This is a genomic window from Kitasatospora sp. NPDC057015, from assembly GCF_042673745.1.
Classification (GTDB): Bacteria; Actinomycetota; Actinomycetes; order Streptomycetales; family Streptomycetaceae; genus Kitasatospora.
In genome coordinates this window covers 22,524-44,849 of record NZ_JBHUSG010000062.1, presented here as the reverse complement: position 1 = coordinate 44,849, position 22,326 = coordinate 22,524, and the positions used below count along the sequence as shown (strand labels likewise).

Sequence of the window (22,326 nt, the reverse complement as noted above, 5' to 3'; positions counted from 1 at the left end):
GTGAATCCTCTCGGTCAGCATCAGGCGGGGACGACATAGGGCGCGACGGCGGCGAGCTTCTCGCAGGTCTCCTCGTACTCCCGGCTCGGGCAGGACGCCCCCACCACACCCGCGCCGGCCCGCAGCCAGGCCCGGCCGTCGCGGCGGTAGATCGCCCGCAACACGAGGGCGGCGTCCAGCGAGCCGTCGGAGGAGGCCATCAGCACCGTGCCGGAGTAGAGCCCGCGCGGCCCCTGTTCCACTTCCTCGATGAGGCGGTAGGCGGCGGGCTTGGGGATGCCGGAGGCCGTGACCGGCGGAAAGACCGCGCCGAGCGCGTCCCACGCGGTGCGGCCGATCGCCAACCTCGTGCTGACCCGGGAGGCGAGGTGCTGCACGCTGCCGCGCGGCCGCACGCTCAGGAACTCGCTGACCGCGGTGGCTCCCGGACTCCCGACGCCCGCCAGTTCCTCGATGGCGAGGCGCACGGAGAGCGCGTGCTCGAACACCTCCTTCGGGTCGGCCAGCAGCTCGGCCCGCAGCGCGGCGTCGGCCTCACGGTCGCCGGTGAGAGCCCGGGTGCCTGCCAGCGGCTGAGTGGACGCGGCACCGGCGGCGTCCACCTCGACGACGGTCTCCGGGCTGAAGCCGGCCGCCTGCCAGCCCCCGAGGTCCAGCAGGAACGACCGTGCGGGGGTGTTGTGCCGCCGGGCGAGCACGTACGTCGCACCCAGGTCGACGGCGAACGGGACGGCCACGCCGCGCGACAGGATCGCCTTCTCCAGCCGGCCCCGGCCGATCTCCGCTACCGCGTGCGCCACACCCGCCCGGTACTCGCGCTCGCCGGTGCGGATCTCGACGGGCGTCGCAACGTCGTTCAGCGGCGGTGCGGGCGTGCCGAGCAGCTCGCATGCCGCCTGCGCCGTTCCGTCATCGTCCAGGCTGCGGATCAGCACGCCGCCACAGGTGACCTGGAGCTCCAGGCTCGGCACCATCAGGTGGCAGAGGATCTCCGCGGTGGAGCGTCCGGAGGCGAGCTCGAAGCCAGCCCAGCCGTAGGCGTTCCACCCGGCAGCGGGCACTCCGGCCAGCGCGGCCCGGACCTCGCCCCAAGGTGTGCCCGACCAGGTCCGCGTACTGCCGTCAAAGGTACTGCGCACCCGCCGGGCGTCCACCCGGATCGCACCGAGGGGGTTTCCCGCAACGTACCAGCGTCCATCGCGCTCGTACACCACGAAGTCGGTGAGCAGCCCGGAGGCGGCCAGCCTGGCGGCCACGGCGGGCGGGTCGAACGGACCCTCGACGCGGGTCTCCTGGTAACTCTTCATGTCAGCGATCTCCTGTGGTGCTCAGCGTGCCCAGAGCGGCGCGGCGATCAGGTCGGCGACCTGGCCGGCGTTCTGCTCCTCGATGCAGCTGAAGTGATTGCCCTCGATGTCGGTCACGTCGAACTCGCCGACGCAGACCTCGCGCCAGAAGGCGAGCGTCGTGCTGTCCATGCCGGGCGCGAAGCCGGAGGCGCCGCGCGGGCGTAGGAAGCGAATGTCGCCCGCGTACGGCTCGGGGGTGAAGCGGGCGGAGAGGAAGCTCTGCCGGAAGACCCGGAACATGCCGGCGACCATCTCCGGCAGCAGCTCGTGCCCGGTGAGCGCGGTCGCCGCCTGCGCGTACCGGACGAACCGCTCCTCCCGGCTGTGCGCGCTCAGCTTGCGGAAGTAGGCGGCGACAGCGTCCAGTTCCGGGTCTCCGCCGACCCCGACCAGTGAGCCGTCCGGGACACTGCCACCATTGCGTTCGATCACCTGCATGAACGCCCGCACCGCCGAAGCCGCCCGGACATCGCCGAAGCCGGTCTGTTCGAGCGCCACGTGCAGGTTGGGCACGAACAGCGTCTCGATCATCAGGTCGTCCTCGACGTCGACGACCACCGGGTGGCTGCTCACCAGGACCAGGTCCTCGACCTGCGCCCCGCGCTCGGCCAGTCGCCTGGCCACCTCCGTGGCGTAGAGACCGCCCAGGCAGTAGCCGACCAGCTGGAACCGGGTGTGGCCCTCGGCGAGCAGCCGCTCGGTGTAGTCGTCTGCCGCCTGCTCGATCACCGTGGCCGGGTCGAGCGCGCAGTAGTGCTCGGTGTCGTCGATGACGATGCCGAGGACGGGGCCGAGGCCCTGCGAGGCCAGCTTCGCAGCGAGCGGCCGGTAACAGTCCATGGTGCCGAGACCCGCGTGGAACAGCACCCGCACCGGCCCGTCACCGCCGACGCCCAGCGGCACCAGCACGGCGTTGCCCGACTCCTCTTGCCTGCCGGACAGTTCGGAAGTGGACCGGCTGCGCAGGAAGCGGGCGAGGGCGGCCAGATCGGGCTCGTTCAGCATCTGCCGCAGCAGGGCGTCGAACGGGACCTCGGCGGCCTCAGGCACCTCCTCGCGCAGGCGTCCGGCCATCCGCGCCATGATCAGGGAGTCCGCTCCCAGGTCGTAGAAACTGTCCGTGCGGCCGATCCGGCCTACCGCGAGGGCGGCCGACCAGAGCTGCGCGAGGACGCTCTCCAGCGCGTCGGCGGGCCCGTCGCCGCCGGCGGCACGTTCGGTGATGGCAGCCACCGGGCGCCAGCCCTGGAGCGTGCGACGGTCGACCTTGCCGTTCGCCGTCAACGGCAGGGTCTCGACGACCTGCAGGTGCGAGGGGATCATGTGGGCGGGCAGCCGGGCGGCCAGGTGCCGCCGGAGCTCCTCCTCGCTGAGCTGCGCACGGTCGGTCTTCAGCCGGGCCGCGAACAGGTGGATGCCCCGCGGGGCAAGGCTGTGCCCCTCCTCCGGCAGGCAGAGCACATCGGCGGCGCCGACCCCGGCGAGCAGCTCAAGCCAGCCCTCGCGGTCGTGGTACGACGGGCCGCCGCTGCGACGGTCCGCCGGCTCCGTCATCATGAAGCCCTGCGAGGCCAGGATCCACGGGTGCTCGCGGGTCGGCTCGGTGAGCACCAGCCAGCCCCCCGGTGCCACCAGATCGGCCAGCCGGGCGAGCGCGGCCTCGATGTCGCGGGCGTTCTCCAGCACGCCGGCGGCCAGCACCACGTCGAAGGAGTTCGGCGCCAGGCCCTGGGCACGGTGGTCGCAGTCCACGTCGAACACGCCGAACCTGACACCCGGCCGGTCGCCGAACCGCGACTTCGCCCCGGGCAGGAAGAACGCCGAGACGTCCGTGAAGAGGTACTCGCTGTCCGCTCCGGCCAGCGCTTCCAGCACCCCTTCCGTGGTGCCGCCGGTACCCGCTCCGGCCTCCAGCACCCGCAGCGGCCGGCCGGCCGGGTGCAGGGTGCGGATGTGCCCGAACAGTGCGCCGACGGCGCTGTTGAGGTAGCGGGCCATGGTGTTCTCGCGGTAGAGCGCGTGGGCGGTGTCGAAGCGTCCCTCGGGGAAGAGCAGCGCCACAGGGTCCTGGGCTCCGCTCAGCAACTCGGGGAGCAGGTCGGCGTTGCGGCGCAGGTAGGCCAGGAACTCACCGTGGCCCGGCTCATCGCTCCACGCCGACTCGGCCTGCTCCCAGCACTGTTCGGCGCCTTCGGGATCGAGGGGGCCGGCCTTCGCCAGCAGCGCCTGCCAGCGACGCACCAGCCAGTCGTACTGCGGCGCGATGTCCCCGGCCTGGCCCAGGGCACGCGCCATCGAGGTGAGCACTGCGGTGTCCAGCCGTTCGACGCCGTCCGCGACCCGGTCGTGGTCGAAGCCGAAGGCCACCGCGTCGGCCACGCTACTTACCTTCGCCACCGGCGGATCGGCAGCGGGCGACGTCACCCGGACCGGCTCGACGACAGCGAGCAGGCCGCGATCGGCGTGCGCGCCGTCGAGGACGGCGCCCGCCGCGGCGACGGCGGGGTGCTCCAGCAGGGCCGCCTCGATCTCGCCCAGCTCGATGCGGTGACCGCGGATCTTCACCTGGGTGTCCTCGCGGCCGAGGAACTCGATCTCTCCGCCAGGCAGGTAGCGACCGAAGTCGCCCGTGCGGTAGAGCCGTTGCCCGTCAATCGGGTGCCGGACGAACCGTTGCGCGGTCGTCTCCGGGTCGCCGAGGTAGCCGAGGGCCAGGCCGTCACCCGAGATGTACAGTTCGCCGACCGCGTGGACCGGCCGGTCGCGCAGTTGCTCGTCGAGCAGCCGGAAGCCCTGGTTGGCCAGCGGCCGGCCGTACGGGATGCTGCGCCAATCCGGCCGCAGGCCGGCGTAGACGTGGTGGACGGACCAGATCGCGGCCTCGGTGGCGCCGCCGAGACCGACCACCTGCAGACCGGGAAGCCGCTCGGTGATCTCGTCCGGAAGGGTCAGCGGGATCCAGTCGCCGGAGAGCAGCGCGAGACGCAGGGTGGGCAGTTCGCGCCCGGGCTCCGAGGCAAGGTAGCTCGAGAGCATCTGCATCAGGGCGGGGACGGAGTTCCACAGCGTGACGCCGTGGCTCGCGATCAGCTCCGCCCAGTGCGAGGGGTCGGACCGCCGCCGCGGGTCGGGCAGGACCAGAGCGCCGCCGACGCCGAGCGGGCCGAAGATGTCGTAGACCGAGAGGTCGAACCCGAGGTCGGCCAGGCCCAGCACGCGGTCCCCGGCGGCCACGCCGAAGCGCTGGTTGATGTCGGTCACGGTGTTGGCCGCGGCCCGGTGGCTGACCACCACGCCCTTCGGCCGGCCAGTGGAACCCGAGGTGTGGATGACGTACGCCGGGGCGTCCGGGTCGCCGCCGCCAGCCCGGCCGACGTGCGCCGGCGCCAGCTCGTCCACCGCCGTGACGACCGTGCCGACCGGCCACCGCGCGTCCACCCAGGACTGGGTGAGGACGTGCCGTACCTCGGCGTCCGCCAGGATCGCCGCCCGCCGCAGCGGGGGCTGGACGGTGTCCACGGGCAGGCAGACCCCGCCTGCCAGCAGCACGCCGAGCATCGCAGTGACCTGTTCGACGCCCTTGTCCATGACGATCGCGACGTGCTCCCCGGGTACGCAGCCGGCGGTTCGCAGCGCCTCGGCCACCGCGCCCGCGCGGCCGGCGAGCTCGCCGTAGCCGACCACCCCGTGCGAACCGATCACGGCGGGCAGCTCGGGCGTGCGCGCCGCCTGGGCGAAGAACGCGTGGTGCAGCAGGCCGTCGGGCAGCGGCGCGGCGGTGTCGTTCGCCCGGCGGCGCTCCTCGGTCTGCCAGTGCGGCAGCGGCAGCGCCCGGTCGCCCTCCCAGTCGGTGTCGGCCGCAGCCAGCGAGCGCAGCAACTGCTCGAAGGCGTCGAACATGTCGTCGGCCAGACCGTCCGGGAACACGCCGTCGCGGATGTCCCAGTTGACCTGGAGGCCGTCGGCGTCGTCCATCGCCTGGCAGTCGATGAACACCTGGGGGGTCTGGGTGATGCCGAAGCCGTCCAGCTTGCCGATGGTCCCGGCGCCGCCGAGACCGATGGCGCTGGTGAAGACGATCGGCATCAGGGCGGCCTCGCGGCCCCGGCGGCGGGCGAGTTCGCGCATCACCTCGACCCCCGAGCAGAGCCGGTGGTCCAGGTCCTCGAAGAGCCGGCCGCCTAGCGCGGCGGCCCGCTCGGTGAAGGAGCTGCCCGCGGTCCAGTCGACGGCGAGCAGGTTGACGGAGGTGAAGTCGCCTACCACCTGGTCCACCTGACCGTGCAGCGGCAGCCGGTTCAGCACGGTCAGGTTCAGGCTGAACTTCGGTGTCCGGCTCCAGCGTTCGATCGTGGCAGCGTAGGCGGCAAGCACGACGGAGGACGGCGTGAGCCCACGCTGCCGCGCACGCTGCCTGAGCTGCTCCCAGGCCGGCGTGTCCAGCTTCAGGAAGCGCCGCCGGAAGTGGGCCCGCTGCTGCCCGTCCCGTACCGGCAGGTCGGGGGCAGCGGGCAGCCCGTCGAGCCGCTCCCACCAGTAGTCGCGGTCCTGCCGGTGCCGGTCGCTCTCCCGCAGCTGCCGTTCGGCGAGCAGGTAGTCACGGAACTGAACCTCCAGTGGCGGCAGTTCACGCAGCGGATCGGCGTGCAACGCCTCGAACTCGCCCAGCAGCAGCCAGATGCTCGCCCAGTCGGCGATCAGGAAGTCCATCGACAGGTGCAGTACGGCGCGGTCGTCCGTGCGGGTGGCTCGCAGGTCGAACAGCGGCCAGCGGGTGGTCTCGTAGACGCGGTGCCCGAGCTCCTCGCGGGCCGTGTCCAGGGTGTGCTGCACCTCCGCCGCCCCCGTGCCACGCAGGTCGACGGTAGGAACGGACAGGTGCGGGACGGTGGGCAGCACGCGCTGGTAGCCGTCCGCCTCGACCACCGCGCGGAGCATGTCATGGCGTTCGACCAGCCGGTTCCAGGCCTCCTCGACCCGCTGCGGGTCGAGATCCGGGTAGTTGACCTCCAGGTAGACGTGACACGCCACCCCGCCGTGGCCGAAGACCTCGCCCCGGCCCAGCAGGTAGGCGGACTGGACATCGGTCAGCGGGAACGGCTCGTGCCGGGCACCCTCGTCCGGCACCACGACGGTCTGCTCCCGTTCCGCGAGCAGCTGCGCCAGAATTGGCTCCTTCGCGGCCCGCAGTCGTTCCAGCTGCTGCCCGGTCAGTACGCCCTTCGGCGCCCGGTAGCGCAGCTGCCCGGCGTCTTCCCACAACTGGACTCCTGCGCTGCGCAGTTCCTCTACCAGCTCGATCGTGCTCGCTCGACTGTCCATCAGTTGCTCTCCTCGGTACGGGGTGGAATGTTGGCGTTGAAGCGGAAGACGTTGTCCGGGTCCCAGGTCTGCTTGAGGCGGGCCAGCCGCTCGTAGGCCTCGCTCCCGTACGCCGCCCTGGTCCACTCGGGCTCCGGATCCGGCAGCAGGTTCAGGTAGGGACCCCTGCTGACGTGCTGCAGCGAACGCCAGCCCCGGATGGCCGGTTCGACATGCACGGGGTTGTCCGCCGCGCCGTACCACTGGGCGCAGATCTCGGCGAACCAGCGGGCGTCACGGTGGGTGTAGGCGGTCGGTCCGGCCGGAGCGCGCGCGATCGCCCCGCCCAGCGCGCCCAGCACCACCGAGAAGTTCGGGCCGGCCGCCTGCCAGCGGGCGACCAGCGAGTCGATGGTCTCGTCCGAGAGGTCGGCCAGCAGCTCGCCCCGGTTGTAGACATGCTGGTCGGTGAAGTTCGGCGGTGACTGCAGGAGTTGCTGGTAGGCCAGGTAGGACATCGGCACCACCGCGTCCATGGCGGGCTTCGCCGGGCCCCCGCGCAGCGGGGCGAGGATTTCACCGGCCAGGGCCGGGTCGCCGAACCAGGTCGGGATCAGCACCGCGCCGCGTTCGAAGTGCAGATGCTCGGGGATCCACGGGAGTGGTGGGGCGGTCCACACGATGGCGATCAACGAGGCCTCGTCGGGCGCGGTCGCCAGCCAGTCCCGGGCCGTCCGCAGCGCGGCCGGCACCTGCCCGGCCGGGTGGACCAGCGGGCCGGCCACCACGCCGGTGACCGGATGCAGCCGGAATCCGAACCGGGTGACCACGCCGAAGTTGCCCCCGCCGCCGCGCAGGCCCCAGAACAGCTCGGGATTGCGGTGCCGGTCCGCCCGCACCCGGGCCCCGCCGGCGGTGACCAGGTCGAAGAAGGTCACGTTGTCGCTGGTGAGGCCGAACTGCCGGGACAGGTCGCCCACTCCCCCGCCGAGGGTGTGGCCGGCGACACCGACCCCGGTGTTGCGGGCACCGGGCAGCGCCAGGCTGTGCCGCTGGGTGGCGACGTCGAACTCGCCCCAGGTCAGGCCTGGTTCGGCGATCGCCGTGCGGGCCTGCGGGTCGACCTCGATGTTCTTCATCCCGCCGAGGTCGAGCAGCACGCCGCCGTCGCAGGTGCCCCAGCCGGCCACGTTCGCCCCGCCGCCACGCACCGCTACCGGCAGTGCGGCGGCTCGGGCGTAGGCCAGCGCGGCGATCACGTCGTCGACGCAGGTGCAGCGGGCGATCAGCGCGGGGCGCCGATCGATCCGGGCGTTGCGCACCCGGCGCGCGAGGTCGTAGCCAGGCTCGCCCGGCGTCAGGATCTCGCCGCGGAATCCTGCCCGCAACTGTGCTGTTCCGGTGCTCACCCGCGCTCCTCCCGCGCGGCGGCGAGCAGCGCACCGTGCAGCTTTCTCGGATCCAACGGACCGCTGAGCCCTTCCAGTTCGACGTCGAGGACGCCGGTGGTGGCCGCCGGCACCGCCGACAGCCAGCGGTCCTCGCCGACCAGCGCCGCGTACCGGGCGCGGTCGGCCGGTGCGACCCCCATCCGGACACGGGCGACGGCGCGCGCGCCGTTGGCATGCACGACCCTGGCGGGGCGCTGCGGCGGGTCGTAGGCGGAAACCACGAACGGCAGGCCGGCGGGACGGGACGCGAGGTACTGGTACCGGACGCGGGCGCCGTCGGGTCGGGTCCGGCGACCCCTTATCACTCTGGAGACGGGCAGTCCGGCCGTCCGCAGCGCCGAGCGGGCGCGGGCCAGGTCGGTGTCGTCGGTCTCCAGTGCGAGGTCGCGCCAGCCCTCCCCGGGCCGGGCCCAGCGGGCCAGCCGCTCACCTGCCGGACCGCCGTGGACGAGACCGAACGGGTGGCGCAGCAGGCCGAACACCGGCGGGAGTTCGAAGAACTCGATGAACGGACCCGAGCCGAACCAGAGCAGCGCGTTGTGCGCGCGACCGGGCGCGCTGCCCCACTCCACGGTGAAGCCGAGATCCCGGTAGTCCCGGACGACGGCGGCGATGTCGTCGACCTTGCAGAGCACATGGCTGCACCTCAGCACGGGGCTTCTCCTGTCGACGCGGCCCTGGCAAGGAACAGCCGCTGGCCGAGCGGTGCGATCGGGTGACCTTCGCCGGGCAGCGTTCGCACGGTGCGAAGTCCGGCTCGGGCCAGGACCTCCAACCATTGCGAATGCGACAGGAAGGTGCTCTCCGAATCCCGACGGGCGTCCTCGGCGGTGGTCATCATGAACGCCTGCGAGGCCATGATCTCCAGGTGCTCGCGCGTCGGTTCGGTGACCATCAGCCAGCCTCCCGGGGTGAGGAGGGCCGCCAGCTCCCGGACGGTGGCGTCGGTGTCGGCGGCGTTGTTGAGGACGCCGGCCGCGATGATCACGTCGAACGACGCCGGCTCCAGCCCCTGTTCGTCCGCCGGCCGGTCGATGTCGAAAACCCCGTAGCGGAGCCAGGGTTGGCCGGCGAAGCGGTCCCGAGCGGGGGCGAGGAAGAACTGCGACACGTCGGTGAACAGGTAGTCGACCTCAGCGTTGCCCGGGCCGTCGGCCAGGCTGCGGATGACCGCTTCGGTGGTGGCACCCGTCCCGGCGCCGACTTCCAGGACGCGCAGCGCGCGGCCGTCGGCGATCTGCCGCACCGCCTCGCCGACCGCCGCGTTGAGATAGCGGGCGGTGACGGTGTCGCGGTAGACCGCCTGCGCGGTGTCGGTCCGCCCCTGCGGGAAGAGGAGCAGCGCCGGGTGCTGGCGGCCGGTCATCAGCTCGGTCAGCTGGTCCGCGTTGCGGCGCAGGTAGTCGATGAACTCGGCCGAGCCCAGTCGGCCGGTCCACGATTCGGCGGCGAGGTCCCAAGCCCGGCCGACGGCGGCCTCCTCGACCGGTTCGACGCCGTGGAAGCGGCCCGCCTCGCACCTGATCAGCCCGCGTTCGGCGAGCAGTCGGAGCCAGCGGCCGATCAGCCGGTGGTGCGCCGGAGCGACCCTGGCGGCGGCGAGGATCTCGCCCGCCGTGCGACCGGTGCCCAGATGGTCCTGGAGTGCGAGCAGCATCGAGGCCGGCACTGCCTGGTCCAGCCGCTCGACGAAGGTGCGGACCTCCTGCTCCGTGATCCCGCGCACCGTACGCTCGGCCGCCGCCGACGCCGCCTCGAGCACGTCGCCGGTGACCCCGCCTGTGGTCTCGTCCGCCACAGCGGCCACCGCTGCGGACAACTCGGCCACCGGAAAGGTCCGGTGGGACTGGCCGGGCCGCAGTGCCGGGTAGCCGAGGGCCGCGGTGACGTCCTGCCACATCCGGCAGAACGTCAAGTGGGCCTGTTCGGGACGCTCCGCGCCCTGCTCGTCCAGGATCGCGGCCCGCTGGGCGAGCAGGTCGGCGCCGATCGCCGCCGGCCAGAGTTCGCCGAGTATCCGCCGGTAGCTGGGCGGCTGCGCGGGGCCGAGCAGGACGGTACCGGGCTCGGCAAGGTGCGCCGTGCCCTCCCCGGCGAAATCGAAGCGGTTCTTGACCGCGTCGGGGATGTGCAACCGGGGGCTCCAGGTGACCGGGCCGTGGGTGTCGGTGAGGGTGAGGCTGCCGGAGTCCGTCCCGATAGTGACGCGGTGCAGCAGATGCAGGTGGTTGTCCGGGTCCGCCGGATCGACCTCGTTGTGCACCCGCAGGGTCAGCGGCACGCCGCCGACCGCGCCGGTGAGCAGCGAGAACGGGCCGCCGCCGGGGCCAGCCGCACTGATCCGCCACGGGCGGACCGCGCCCAGCGCCTCGCCCAGCAGGTGCACCAGGGGAAAGGCCACCTGCGTCGAGCAGGACGCGTCGATGTGCACGGCGGGCTGCCCGGCGAGCAGCACCCGGGCCGCCGCGACGAAGCGGCGCACGGCCGGCAGTCGGACGTACAGGTCGCCGAGGCGATACCGCACCGCGTGGCGGCGCGCCACACGCAGGCAGGCCGCCAGATCGTCGTGGTGCACAGGCTGTTCCTGGACGACGTGGATCCCACGCTCCAGCAGACTGATCGCCAGATCCGTCCCCGGGCCGCCCAGCACGCCCGAGCGCACCACCACACAGGCGAGGTCGATGTCGTCCGGGAGCGTGTCGACGTCGGTGTACAGCGGCACGCCGAAGCGCCGGGCGCACTCGGCCGACCGGGCGCTGCCCCGGGCGAGCACGCCCGCCACCTCGAATTCGTCGGGCAGTGCGGCGAGCGCGGCCAGGTAGAACTGGCCGAACGTCGTCCCGCACACCACTGCTTTGAGCCTGCGGGCGCTCATAGCAGCCCCTCCTCTTCACTTGCGAGATCGTCGATCGTCAGGTCGCTCAAGGTCAGCCGACACAGCCCGGGCACCCCCAGCAGCCGCGCCACAGCGGTCCGCGCATCGAGCGCCGAGGCTGCGGTCCGTACGCCCGGGGGCACCTCACCGCGCAGTACGGCCAGGGCGGCGACTGCCGTGACGGCCCCGGTGAGCCGGTCGATGCCCGGCCCGCGCAGGATCGCCGTGCGGGCGATCGGGCGACCGCCGGCCAAGCCGTCCAGCTGGACCAGCAGGTTGACGTAGGGCGTGCGCCCGACGGTGTCCAGCGCGGTGGCCCGGACCAGCCGGGCCACCGCCTCGGCCCGCTCCAGGGTGCGGGCCGCGTCAAGGGCCGGCCCCAGGTGCTCACCGTCCAGCAGGCTGTACCAGCGTCCTCGGCGCAGGCGCAGCTCACGGGCCAGCTCGGCGCCCTCGGCGTCGAGGTACGGGTGGGCGAGGACGGGACGGGGGAGGAACGGCAACCGCAGCCCCGCCCGACGGGTCAGGGCCGCCGAGCGGCGGGCACCGTCCTGCCAGGCGGCCAGGGGCTCGTTGGCGGCGCCGAGGATGCCGTGCAGGTAGTCCTCCGCCGCGCCGGCGGTGAACCGGTCGAGCACGCCGGCGTAGGCGGTCAGCTCGTGCACGGTGTCGAACCCCTGGCCGGCCAGCCAGCGCGGCAGCAGGCCGGACAGGCCCGGCAGTGCTCCGGCGTGGAGCAGCACGGTGCGATCGCCGGTGTCCTGGCCGGGGCTCTCGGCGCCGCCGGCGTCGACGTGGTGCGCCCCTGTCGCCAGGGCCGCACGGACCACCCGCCGGGCGGTCCGGTGCGACGGGCCCGCGCAGTTGATGACCAGCTCGCAGTCCCGGACGAACCGGTCGAGGGACGCGTCGTCGGTTATGTCCACCGCCTCGGCGCTGCCGGGCAGCAGGGCTGCCCGTTCGGGCCGGCGGCCGCCGATCCGCAGCGGGCCCGCTCCCCAACCGTCGAGCAGCCGGACAGTGTGGGCGCCGACGGCGCCGTACCCGCCGATGATGCCGATCACAGTGCTCCTTCGTCCGACTCGTCGGCTGCGGCGAGTTCCGCGCCGAGGGCCGCGGTCACCTCGGCGAGGCTCGGCCCCTGGAACATCCGCCGCAGCGGCAGCTCGACCGCGAAGCGCTGCTTGAGCTGCTCGATGAACCGGGTCGCCAGCAGGCTGTCCCCGCCGAGCTCGAAGAAGCTCCGCCTGCGGCCGACTGCCGTGAGGCCGAGCAGCTCGGCCCAGATCGCCGCTACCGTCGCCTCCAGTTCCCCCTGCGGCGGCTCGTCCGCGTCGCGGGCGCCCTGCTCGGCGCCGAGCGCGGCGATGGCGGCCCGGTCGAGCTTGCCGTTGGCGCTCAGCGGCAGCCACGGCAGCACCTCCACCCGTTCGGGCACCATGTGGCCGGGCAGGCAGGCGAGCGCGTGCTCGCGCAGCGCAGCCGGGTTCAGCTCGACGGCATCGTCGGGGCGGCGCGCCCGGAGCAGGTCCACGAGCGAGGTGCCGATCGAGCGGTACCCGACGTCGTGCAGACCCGAGGCGCCGAACAACTCGGCCCAGCGTGGGGCGGGCAGCATCGGGCTGCCGGCCTGCCGGCGCGCCTGGTCGAGGCCGGCGTAGCCCCGGTCGAGCAGACCAGCCGTCAGCAGCGCAATCGGCGTCAGCCCGGCCCGCTCGACGGCCAGTAGCCGGCCTCCGCGCCGTGCCAGCAGGCCGGTTAGCGCGGGACCCTGCGCGGCGTCCGGGTAGCGGTGCAGCGCATTGGCCGCCAGCACCACGTCGAAGCGGTGCCGCAGGTCGTCGGGCACCCTGGTGTCCATTAGGCGGCAGGAGGTGACGTGGGGAAGGCCGGCCAGTCGGCGGCCTGCGGCCGCCAGCATGGCTGGGGAGGCGTCCAGCAGTGTGTATCGCACCTGGTCGGGGCCGAGGAGTGACAGGAGCCGTTCGGCGAAGGCGCCGGTCCGGCCGCCCAACTCGGCCACTTCCAGCGGGCCGCCGGCCGAGCCGGCCATGGACGCCAGCTCGCGGGCGATGTCCGCGAGTGCCTCGGCGCTACCGGGGTCGGCGTCCGCCAGGCTCGCCGGGGCGAGCACCTCGTCGTCAAGCAGCACGGTGGGCTCCAGGCGGCCGGCGAGGATGTCCCGGTAGTCGCCGAGGCGCTCCAGCAGGCGCTGGTGGGCTCGGCCAATCAGGCCCGGGTAGCCGGTGCCGTCGCCCGGCGCCGGCCGCCGGAACAGCGCGGCGGCGAGTTCCGGCCCCGCCCGGTACGTTCCGGCCTGCTCGGCCAGCACCTTCTGATCCACCAGCAGGTGCACCCAGAGCCGCAGGACCGGCAGGTGCTGCTCGACTGGGCCGAGGTCTGCGGTCAGCTCGAGAAAGCTTCGTCCGGCACCGCCGGAGAGGGCGTCCAAGTCGAGCAGCCGCGCCAGGAAGGCCGTTGCCGCGTCCGCCTCGAGCTGGACGGCCGACGCCCGGGCCGCAATGGTCCCTACGGGTGGCTCGACAGCGTCCACGGCCTTCCCGCCGGGCTGTCCGGTGGGGACCACCATTGCCACCAGCCGCCGTCCGGCGCCCTCGCCGGCCACCGCCGCCACGGCCCGGCCGACGCCAGGGAACGACTGCAGGGCGGCTTCGATCTCGCCGAGTTCGATCCGGTGGCCCCGGATCTTGACCTGGTGGTCCGAGCGGCCCAGGAACTCCAGCGTGCCGTCCGGCCAGTACCGACCGAGGTCACCGGTGCGGTACCAGCGGTCCCGTCCCGATCCGACGAACTGACGTTGCGTCAGATCAGGTGCGCCACGGTAGCCCCGGGCAACGCCGGCACCGCCGATCCACAACTCACCGGCCACCCAGTCCGGACAGTCCCGGCCGTGGCCGTCGACCACCCGGAAGCGCTGGCCCCGCAACGGGTGCCCGTAGGGGATCGAGCGCCAGGCTGGATCGACCCGGTCGACCTCGAAGGCGTTGGACCAGATCGCGGCCTCGGTCGCGCCACCCAGAGCGACGAAACGGCAGTCGGGCCGCAGCGCGGCCAGCCGGCCGGGCAGGTCCAGCGCCACCCAGTCGCCGGAGACCAGCGCGAGGCGCAGCGATTCGGGCGGGCTGGCGCCCTCCGCGACGACCAGCAGCATGTCGAGCAGAGCGGGGACGGTGTTCCACACCGTCACCCGGTGCCGCCGGACGAGTTCGAGCCAGCGGCGGGCGTCGCGGCGGGCGTCCTCCTCGATGAGGACGATCGCGCCGCCGGCCGAGAGCGGGCCGAAGAGGTCGTATACAGAGAGGTCGAAGTCGAGGGCGGACACCGCAAGTATTCGGTCGGTGCCGCCGATCCCGAACCGGTGGTTGATGTCCGCGACGGTGTTGGCGGCGGCGCGGTGGGTGATCTCGACGCCCTTGGGGGCGCCGGTGGAGCCGGAGGTGAAGATGACGTAGGCGATCTCGTCCGGATCTGCCATCGCAACGGTGGCGGCCGGCGCCGCCGACCGGGCCTCAGAGATCAGAACGGGCCGGGTGCCGGAAGTCCAGGTCGAGACGGCGCGTCCGGTCTCGTCCGTGACGGCGAACCGGGTGCCCGCGAGACGGTGGATCCGCTCGCGCCTCGCCGGCGGCTGGTCGATGCCAACCGGTACGTAGTGGGCGCCTGCGGCAAGCACCCCGAGGACGGCCACAACCTGGTCGGGCCCCTTGGGCAGGGAGACCGCCACGGCTTCGCCGGGCCCAACGCCGCGCCCGGCGAGCACGGTGGCCAGGCGCAACGCCCGATCCGCGAGTTCGCCGTACGTCAGCTCGCCGTGTGGCGGCTCCCCCTGCGCCGGGCCGCCGTCGTCGCCCCAGAGCAGGGCCACTCGGTCGGGGTGCTCGGCCGCACGGCGGAAGAAGTCCTGGTGCATGAGGCGGCCGGTCGCGGTCGCGCCGGTGTCGTTCGCCCGCTCCCGGCTCCGGCGCTGGGTGCCGGGCAGCAGATCGGGCACCGGTGCGTCCCAATCAGGGGCGGATCCGAGCCAATCCAGCAACTGCCGGTAGGCCGTGAACATCGCCTCGGTCACCCCTGCCGGGAAGAGGCCTTCGACGACGTCCCAGTTGAGGCGGACTCCTCCCCGGTGCTCGGTGACCTGGTGGTCCAGCCAGACCTGCGGGGTCTGCGAGACGCCCCAGACATGGTCGGCGAAGAGCCCGTCGGACGCCGTGCCGCCGTCCCCAGCCATGCCGAGCGCGCTGGTGAACACCACCGGCATGGTCGCCTCGGGTTCGTCATTGCTCCTGGCGATTTGGCGCAGGACCTGGACGGCCGAGACCTCCCGGTGGTCCAGGGACTGCCACAGGTCCCGCTGGATCCTCCGGGCCCGGGTCAGCCAGCTGTCGCCCTGTTGCGGCCGGCAGGCGACGAGCATCAGCGAGGTGAAGTCGCCGAGGACGTTTCCGATGTCCGGGTGCAGGTCCTTGCGGTCGAAAAGGGTGAGATTGAGGGTGAGGTCGGGCCGGGCGCTCCAGCGGCCGAGCACCTCGGCGAACGCGGCGAGCAGTACGCCCGATGGGGTGAGACCGTGCTCACGGGCCCGATCGGCGATCGGCTGCCAGTGGGCGGCGTCCAGCTGGGTCTCGTGCCGGGTGAAGCGCGGCTGCTGAATGGCCGCCGGCTCGGTGGCCAGGGGGAGTTGGGGAGCCGGAGGGAGCGCCGGGAGCAGTCCGGTCCAGTACTCCTGGGCGGCGGCGAGCGCGGCAGGATCGGGGCCGGCGGCCCGCAGGTAGTCGCGGAACGACACGCCGATGGGTGGGAGTTCGGCCTCGGGATCGCCGTATAGGGCCCCCAGTTCACGATAGAAGGTGAGGATGCTGAGGGCGTCGAGGACGATGTTGTCCATCCCGACGGCGAGCCTCGTCCGGTTGCCCGTGCGCACGGCGCGGATGGCGAACAACGGCCAGCGGGAAGGCTCGAAGACCTGATGCGAGGCGGCGGCCCGGAGGTCCGCGAGGGCAGCCGAGGGGTCGTCGTCCCCGTCGACGACCGGGATGGTGAACTTCGGGACTTCGGGAAGGATCCTCTGATCACCCCGCTCGTCGAAGACCGCCCGTAGCATCTCGTGCCGCGCGACCAACCGATCGACGGCGGTCTCCAGGCGCGCGACGTCGAGATCCTGGAGGTCGTACTCGCGGTAGAAGTGGCAGCCGATCCCGCCGAGCGTGAAGCCCTCGCCCCGGCCCAGCCAGTAGGCGCGCTGCACGTCGGTCGGGGCGAACGGCTCGTGCCGGTGCTCCAGGTCCGCGAACGGCGCGGGGCCGGCGGGCGCCGGGCGGTCGCCGGTGTGGGTGCGGCCGGGACCGGTGGAATGGTCTGCACCGTCGGGGCTCTCGCGCCGGAGCAGGGCAGCGAAGTCGGCTAGCACGGGGTGGGCGAACAGCTCGCCCATTCTGATCGCGCTGTACCCCTCGCCGCGCAGCCGCGCAATCAGCCGTGTCGCCAGCAGGGAGTCGCCGCCGAGAGCGAAGAAGTCGTCCGCACGGCCGACCTCGGCCACGCCGAGAATCTGCGAGCAGGCCGCGACCACCGCGTGCTCGGACGCGCCGACCGGTGGAGTGACCGGAGCGGGCCCCCGCACCTCCCGTGCGGCGAGGGTGCGGCGTAGGGCCGTGCGGTCGATCTTGCCGTTCGGGGTCAGCGGCAACGTCGGCAGGACGGCGATCCGCTCGGGCACCATCGCCGCCGGCAGCCGCTCGGCCAGGAGCGCCCGCAGGTGTGCGCCGTCGAGGGCCGCAGGTGCCGGCCGGTCCGGGACCAGTGGGGCCGGCCCGACGACAACCGCGGCGGCCAGGCTCCCGTCCTCGCAAACCACGGCGACGCCTTGGGCCACGCCGGGGCAGGCGGTCAGCCCGGCCTCGATCTCGCCCGGTTCGATGCGGTAGCCCTTCACCTTGACCTGGAGATCGGCGCGGCCGAGGAACTCCAGTGTGCCGTCCGGCCAGTAGCGGGCGCGGTCCCCGGTGCGGTACCACCGGCGGCCGTCGCTCTCGACGAACCGGTCGGCCGTCCGCGCTGCGTCGCCGCGGTAACCCCGGGCGAGGCCCGCGCCGCCGATCCACAGCTCGCCGGCCACCCAGTCCGGACGATCCCGGCCGTCGCCGTCGACCACCCGGCAGGACACATTGCGCAGCGGCTGTCCGTACGGGACGCCGACCCACTCCGCGGGGATCTCGCCGACCTCGCAGAGCGTGGAATGGATGGCCGTCTCGGTGGTGCCGCCCAGGGCGACGAACCGGCAGTCCGGGGCGAGTCCGGCGAGCCTGCCGGGCAGGTCCAGCGGTATCCGGTCGCCGCCCAGCAGTGCCAGCCGCAGCGCCGGCTCCGCCGCGACGCCGGTCGCCGCCGTCACGAGCATGTCGAGCAACGCCGGGACGCAGTTCACCACCGTGGCCCGGTGGCGGTGCATCAGTTCGGTCCAGATGGCGGGCTCACGGCGGCTGCCGTGCTCGACGCAGACCACGGCGCCGCCCGTCGACAGCGGGCCGAAGACGTCGTAGACGGAGAGGTCGAAATCCAGCGCGGACAGGGCCAGGGTGCGGTCGTCCGGCCCGACGGCGAAACGCTCGTTGAGGTCGTCAACGGTGTTCATCGCTGCGGCGTGGGTGAGTTCGACCCCCTTGGGCTCGCCGGTCGAGCCGGAGGTGTAGATCACGTACGCCAGGTCCTCGTCGCTGCCCGGTACCGGCGCGGCCAGCGGCTCCACCCCGGCCGGGACGGCGACCTCGTCCAGCACGAACCGCACTCCGGCCGAGCTGCAGATGCGCTCACGCCGGGCGGCGGGCTGGTCAACGCCCAGCGGGAGGTAGGCTGCGCCGGCCGCCAGCACGCCGAGAACGGCAGCGATCTGGTCGGGGCCCTTCGGCAGGGTGACGGCGACCAGCTCCCCGGCACCCACACCCTGGGATCGCAGGTGCGCGGCAATCCGCAGGGCCCGGGTGGCGAGTTCCCCATAGCTGGTCGAGCCCTCGGTGCCCCAGAGCAGGGCCGTTGCCTCGGGGGCGAGTCCGGCCCGGGTGAAGAAGCCGTCGTGCAGCCGCGCGCCTGAGCGCCGCGCGGCCGTGGCGTTGGCGTGCTCGCGCACCCGCAGCTGTTCGGCGGGCACCAGCGGGGGTGGCGGCGCGGACCAGGCGTCCGGGTCGGACAGCAGCCGGTCGAGCAGAGCCGTGTAGGCGTCGAACATGGCGTCCAGGACGCCGGGGGCGAACGCGGCCTCCCGGGCGTCCCAGTTGACGAGCAGCCCACCGTCCAGCTCGGTTACCTGGGCATCCAGGTGTACCTGGGGGCCCTGCGAGATGATCCAGGAGGCCTCTCCGAAGACTTCCCGCACTTCGGCGGGGAAGAGTTCGCCCAGGCCGAGCGCGCTGGTGTAGACCACCGGGGCGAGGATTCGCTCCCCGTGCAGGCGGGAGGCGTCACGCAGGACCTCCACACCGGAGTAGCCCGAGTGCGCAGCGTCGACGTGGAACCGGGCCTGCAGCCGCGCCGCCCGCTCGGCAAAGGAACCCGGCGTCCGGCCGTCCCAGGCGAGCAGCACGGATGAAGTGAAGTCGCCCACCAAAAAGCCCACTTCTTCATGGAGCGGCTCGCGGTCGAAGAGCGGCAGGTTGAGCAGGAAGTCGGGCTCGGTACTGAAGGCGGTCAGGGTCTCGGCAAAGACCGCGGCGAGCGCCATGGCCGGGGTCAACGCGTGACGGCGGGCCTGTGCGTCGAATCGCCGGACGGCTTCGGCGTCGAGTCGGCGGTGGCGACGTCGAACGGTACCGGCGAAATCGTCCACCCGGCCCGGTGCGAAGGGGAGTTGCGGTGCTGCGGGGAGCCCGGGGAGCTGTCGGCGCCAGTAGTCTCGATCGGCCTCGAACGCCGCCGTCCGCGCGGGAGTGGCGCGCTCGGCGCTCCGCTCAGCGAGGTAGCGGGGGTAGCTGTAGGCCAGCGTTGGCAGTGGCTCGCCGGGGTCGGTGTACGCGCTGACCAGGTCGGCGAGCAGGACGCGCAAGCTCAGGGCGTCGGCGGCGATCATGTCCAGGTTGACGTGGACCCGAGTACCGCCGGGGCGTATCCCGTCCGGCAGCAAAGAGAGTTGAACGTCGAAGACCTCACCCGCCGCGAGGTCCGTACATCGGTGGGAGAGCTCCGAGCGCAAAGCGTCCAGCCTTCGTCGGGCCTCGTCGACCGGCAGCGTGCGCAGGTCGTGCACCAGCAGACCGGGCCGGGGGGCCAGCGGGGCGATCCGCTGCCGGCCGTCGTCCAGGACCTGGACGCGGAGCATGCCGTGTCGGGCGGTCACCTGCCGCACCGCGGACTCCAGCCGGTCCGGGGTGATCCCTTCACCGTCGAACTCGTGGTAAAAGTGCGCTGCCACGCCCCCGAGGCGCTGCCCTTCTCCCCGCCCGACCCAGTACGCGTGCTGCATCAGCGCCAGATCGAACGGTTCGCTCTCGTCAACGACGACGCCGTGCTTGCCGGGTGCCGGAGCGGTGCCCCGGCGGCCGTCGAGCAGTTCCCGCCAGGCGGAGACGGTGGGCTCGGCAACGAGCTCGGCGAACGTCACCTCGACCCCCGACCGGCGCAGCGTGCCCGCCAGGCGCATCACGGCGAGGGAGTCGAGGCCGAGCTCGATCAGGTTAGCCCGCTCGCCGACCCCCTCTACCGGCAAACCGAGCAACTCGGCGATGAGCTCCGGCAGATCCGCCATTTCAGTCCCACGCTCCTGCGACACCTTGGGTTCCCTTTCGTGAAGTCGCCGTACAGCCGCGCCCCCTGGCCAAGCAGCACCTTATGCGCAATGATTATCATTAGCAACAATCAGAGGCGGGCCTATCTCCGTCCAGCTCATCAACCAAGGGATACAACGTGACTGACGTTCAGTCAGCTGAGGGAGCCTCTACCGGAGAGGGCATACCAGTCTCGGTCGAGGTGCGGTCCGCGAGGCGATGGACGACCGCCGTGACCTCGCTCGCGGCAGCGATGATGACCCTGGACATCACGGTCGTGAACGTGGCGCTGCCGGAAATCGGGCAAGACCTCAGGGCTCCCCTGGACAGCCTCCAGTGGGTCGTGAACGCCTACACCCTGACCTTCGCGGCGTTCCTGCTAACCGCCGGCTCCGTCTCCGACCTGGTCGGACGACGAAAGATCTTCCTCGCCGGAGTGGCCCTCTTCACCGCTGCCTCGGCCGTCTGCGCGCTCGCGCCGGACCCAACGGTACTGATCGCGGCCCGCGCGCTTCAGGGCACCGGCGGAGCCATGGTGCTCGGCACCTCACTCGCCCTCATCGCCGGGGCCTTCGACGGCGCCCCGGAGCGTGCTCGGGCCGCCGCCATCGGTCTGTTCACCGCGGGCGGGGCCATCTCGGCGGCGCTCGGCCCGCTGGTCGGCGGCTCGGTCGTCGAATGGCTGAGCTGGCCCTTCCTCTTCGCCGTCAACGTGCCGATCGGCCTGCTCATCATGTACGGCACCGCCCGCAAGGTCCCGGAGAGCGTCGTGCCCGATGCCTCCCCGCGCATCGACCGCGCTGGCGCCGTGCTGGCCGTGCTCGCGCTCGTCGCGCTGAACTACGGCCTGCTGACGGGCGCCGAGCAGGGCTGGTCCACACCGCGGGTGCTGCTCGCACTCGGCACGGGCGCGCTGCTCGGCGGCGCCTTCCTCGCAGTCCAGTGGCGGCTGGGCGCCCGCGCGATGCTGGATCTGCGCCTGTTCGCGATCCCCACCTTCACCGGCGCGGTGCTGCTGAGCTTCGCCGCCCGAATCCTCAGCTTCGGGCTGCTGCCCTTCCTCACCCTCTGGCTCGGCGGCATGCTCCACCTCACGCCGTTCCGGATCGGCCTGGTCCTGCTGGCCCAGTCGGTGGCCCTGACGTTGGCGGCGGGGCTGAGCGGGCCACTGGCCAAGGTGCTGCCCGTCGCGCAGGTTCTGGCGCTGGGCATGGCCGTGGCCAGCGTGGGTATGGTGCTCGGCGCCCGGATCGGGGCGCAGGACGACTGGACGGCCCTGCTGCCCGTCCTTCTGCTGCTCGGCGCGGGCGCCGGACTGACCCTCCCTCACCTGCTCGCACTCGCGGTCGGGGTGGTCCCCCCGGCCCGGGCCGGGACGGCGTCCGGCGCAGCCAACAGCTTCTTCCCGCTCGGCACGGCGACCGGCGTCGCCGTCTTCGGGGTGGTGCTCACGAACCGGATCGCGGACACGATGTCCCCCGCCGCGCTGGACCGGCTCGCCGTCCCCGCCGAGAGCACCGGACAGCTGCGCCGGCTCGTCGCGGCTGGCCAGTTCGACGCGGTCGCCGCGACCGTCCCCGAGGCGGTGCGAGCTCCGCTGCTCGCGCTCGCCCGCACGGCCTACACCGACGCGCTGTCGGTGATATTCCTGATCGCCGGGTCGGCCGGCCTGCTGGCGGCAGCAGCGAGCCTGCTGCTGATCCGGGAGCGGGGCAAGCAGCCGGCCGGGCAGGCGGGTTGAGTCGGTGAATCGAGGCCGGTCGCGGCGGTCCGCGACCGGCCTCCGCCGTGCCGACGAGTTCACCTGCAGCCGACCGGCGCGCTTGTGAAGCCGGCCGCCGCGAGCCCACGGAGGACGGCCTCCACCACCTCGCCGGGGCGGTCCGACAGGTAGAAGTGCCCGCCTGGGAACGTCAGCAGCTCGAACGAGGCGCTGGTCCACTCCTGCCAGCCTGCCGCCTCCTCGGCGGTCACCTCGGTGTCCCGGTCTCCGACGAACGCGGTCACCGGGCAGGTCAAAGGTTCCGTGGGCAGCACCCGGTGGGACTCGATGATCCGGTGGTCCTCACGGACAGCGGGCAGCACGAGCTCGCGGATCTCCGGCATCGCGAGGAGCTCCGGGTCACTGCCGCCGAGCCGGGCGAGCTCGGCGCAGAGCGCGTCGTCGTCGAGCAGATACGTGGTGGTGCGGCGCTCGTACTGCGGGGCCTCGCGGGCCGAGGCGAAGAGACGGACGGGAGCCCGGTGACCTGTCCGTGCCAGGTGCAGGACGAGTTCGTGGGCCGTGGTGGCCCCCATGCTGTGGCCAAACACCGCCCAGGGCCGGTCAAGCAGCGGCGCCACCGCCTTGGCCAGGTCACCCACCAACGTCGGCAGATCCGGTGGGAATGGGACGTCGAGACGGTCCTCCCGGCCCGGTGGGCAGGCGAGCACCAGCTCGATCTCTGGCGGGAGGAGCGCGGCCCAGGCCCGGTACAGGCCGGCCGAGCCGCCGGCATGGGGCAGGCAGAGCAGCCGCAGGCCCGCCTGCGGGCGGGGGTTCGGGCGGCGCAGTCGGCGGTCCGACGACATTCCGGTGC

9 protein-coding genes are annotated in these 22,326 nt (G+C 72.8%); 1 reads left to right on the top strand and 8 read right to left on the bottom strand.

Translation table 11 applies throughout. The features are described 5' to 3' along the window. Nucleotides 1–20 precede the first annotated feature (20 nt). From ACFTWP_RS36845 to ACFTWP_RS36815, 7 genes are read right to left on the bottom strand one after another with little or no spacing between them, the layout of a single operon-like run. Nucleotides 21–1,307 carry a salicylate synthase gene (locus ACFTWP_RS36845; protein WP_380269458.1) on the bottom strand — a complete coding sequence of 429 codons (1,287 nt, stop codon included), beginning with the start codon at nucleotides 1,305–1,307 and terminating at the stop codon, nucleotides 21–23. Nucleotides 1,308–1,328: 21 nt separating this feature from the next. Beyond that, nucleotides 1,329–6,671 carry an amino acid adenylation domain-containing protein gene (locus tag ACFTWP_RS36840; RefSeq protein ID WP_380269457.1) on the bottom strand — a complete coding sequence of 1,781 codons (5,343 nt, stop codon included), beginning with the start codon at nucleotides 6,669–6,671 and terminating at the stop codon, nucleotides 1,329–1,331. Beyond that, nucleotides 6,671–8,059: an FAD-binding oxidoreductase gene (locus ACFTWP_RS36835; RefSeq protein WP_380269456.1), complete on the bottom strand. Its 1,389-nt coding sequence runs from the start codon at nucleotides 8,057–8,059 to the stop codon at nucleotides 6,671–6,673. The genes ACFTWP_RS36840 and ACFTWP_RS36835 overlap by 1 nt, the downstream gene beginning before the upstream one ends. Beyond that, the gene (locus tag ACFTWP_RS36830) at nucleotides 8,056–8,754 is read right to left on the bottom strand and encodes a VOC family protein (protein ID WP_380269455.1); all 699 of its coding nucleotides are present in this window, start codon (nucleotides 8,752–8,754) and stop codon (nucleotides 8,056–8,058) included. The genes ACFTWP_RS36835 and ACFTWP_RS36830 overlap by 4 nt, the downstream gene beginning before the upstream one ends. After that, on the bottom strand, nucleotides 8,748–10,976 hold the full coding sequence (locus tag ACFTWP_RS36825) for a Gfo/Idh/MocA family oxidoreductase (RefSeq protein WP_380269453.1): 2,229 nt from the start codon (nucleotides 10,974–10,976) through the stop codon (nucleotides 8,748–8,750). Before ACFTWP_RS36825 ends, ACFTWP_RS36830 begins: the two co-directional genes overlap by 7 nt. After that, entirely contained in the window at nucleotides 10,973–12,040 is a 1,068-nt protein-coding gene (locus ACFTWP_RS36820) for a saccharopine dehydrogenase NADP-binding domain-containing protein (RefSeq protein WP_380269452.1), read from the bottom strand. Before ACFTWP_RS36820 ends, ACFTWP_RS36825 begins: the two co-directional genes overlap by 4 nt. After that, on the bottom strand, nucleotides 12,037–19,728 hold the full coding sequence (locus ACFTWP_RS36815) for an amino acid adenylation domain-containing protein (RefSeq protein WP_380269451.1): 7,692 nt from the start codon (nucleotides 19,726–19,728) through the stop codon (nucleotides 12,037–12,039). The genes ACFTWP_RS36820 and ACFTWP_RS36815 overlap by 4 nt, the downstream gene beginning before the upstream one ends. 251 nt (nucleotides 19,729–19,979) lie before the next feature. On the opposite strand from ACFTWP_RS36815, the gene ACFTWP_RS36810 reads away from it, so the two are divergent. Next, nucleotides 19,980–21,488, top strand: a complete 1,509-nt coding sequence (locus ACFTWP_RS36810) for an MFS transporter (protein ID WP_380269450.1) — start codon at nucleotides 19,980–19,982, stop codon at nucleotides 21,486–21,488. Nucleotides 21,489–21,547: 59 nt separating this feature from the next. On the opposite strand, the gene ACFTWP_RS36805 is transcribed toward ACFTWP_RS36810, so the two are convergent. Then, nucleotides 21,548–22,318, bottom strand: a complete 771-nt coding sequence (locus ACFTWP_RS36805) for a thioesterase II family protein (protein WP_380269449.1) — start codon at nucleotides 22,316–22,318, stop codon at nucleotides 21,548–21,550. Nucleotides 22,319–22,326: the final 8 nt, after the last annotated feature.